Genomic DNA, 1,136 nt, shown 5'->3' with positions numbered 1-1,136 from the left:
GTTGATGGCAGTATATAACTTACCTTTAGAAGGAGTTCCTCTTATTATGCATTTATACGGAGCTATACTAGTTGCTTTACTAAGCTTAGGATTATTAGCAGCTGCTGTGAGGTATAAGGATAGGGGGATAATCATAATTTCCTTCCTTAACGTTTTGTCAGTATTATTTGCAGCCTTTGCAGGATCGTTTTATTTTGGAGGAATAATTGATATATCATATTTACTGGAAATGGGTATGGGATTTGTCTTAGTACTTATTACTGCGTCTGGATGTATTATATATGCAATTAGGAGGGGAGAGTAAGATGGCAGTTACTCAAGCTAGAATAAGACCAAGCAGGTTAATGCTATATATTTCTCTAGTTGAAACTGTGCTATTGAGCGGATTGTTCTTTGCTGGCCTTTCTACATTATTTTATGATAAGTTTCCATTGAATCAATACTCTGAAGCTCTAATATTATCCAGCCATATAGTTATGGCTATGCTTGTAGCATTTTTTGGAGTCGCAATTTTAGCTCAAGGTGTAAGAGAAGGTATGAAAAGTGTTTACTTGCTTTCAATTCTAAACATGATATTCATAGGAATTGCTGCAGCGGGTGGTTTAGCATTTTATGGCACTCTGGATCCGGACTATTCATATCTAATGGCATTGGGCTTCTTTGGCTCATTATTCTGCACTTCATCTATACTATTTTATGCGATATAAATTCTAAAGTGAAGTTTTATTTTTTACCCTACTAAACTTTTTATATATTTAGACAAAACATACGCAAGGAATACATTCATAGCGATAAACATAGCAATTCCTGCTAAAGGCAAAGATGACGGTGGATAAGGAGAGAAGCTATACTCTGCGTTAGAGTATATAGGATCAGAAACTATGAATATTATAGCTAGAGCACTATCTCCTAACATCCAGAGGGCAAATAGTGAAATCCTTAGTGAGAACCTTATGTATCTAATAGAAGAACCAGCTAAAAGTCCACCTAGAAACAATGTTATTTCTAAAACAGCCCTATAAAGTATGAAAGCGGCTCCTAAAGAAAAGAAATATGGGACATGCCATATTATAGCGGGTATTAGTCCTATAATAAGGCTAGGTATACCTCCTCTGAAATAGTTATAACCTATATAA

The 1,136-nt window shown here is 35.1% G+C and carries 2 protein-coding genes and 1 pseudogene; 2 read left to right on the top strand and 1 reads right to left on the bottom strand.

Annotation, left to right across the window (positions count from 1 at the left end; all coding sequences use genetic code 11):
• Nucleotides 1-304, top strand: a pseudogene (locus tag DMP16_RS10105) (hypothetical protein); the annotation flags it as partial.
• Nucleotide 305: 1 nt separating this feature from the next.
• The gene (locus DMP16_RS10100; RefSeq protein WP_069284695.1) at nucleotides 306-707 is read left to right on the top strand and encodes a hypothetical protein; all 402 of its coding nucleotides are present in this window, start codon (nucleotides 306-308) and stop codon (nucleotides 705-707) included.
• Between the two features lie 23 nt (nucleotides 708-730).
• On the opposite strand, the gene DMP16_RS10095 is transcribed toward DMP16_RS10100, so the two are convergent.
• On the bottom strand, nucleotides 731-1,136 hold a 406-nt coding region (locus DMP16_RS10095; RefSeq protein ID WP_143577209.1), incomplete at its 5' end, for a DUF1404 domain-containing protein.

It is taken from the genome of Sulfolobus sp. B1, assembly GCF_007050195.1.
Classification (GTDB): domain Archaea; phylum Thermoproteota; class Thermoprotei_A; order Sulfolobales; family Sulfolobaceae; genus Saccharolobus.
Note: the sequence above shows the minus strand (reverse complement) of the source record. Positions and strands in the feature narration are given on the sequence as shown.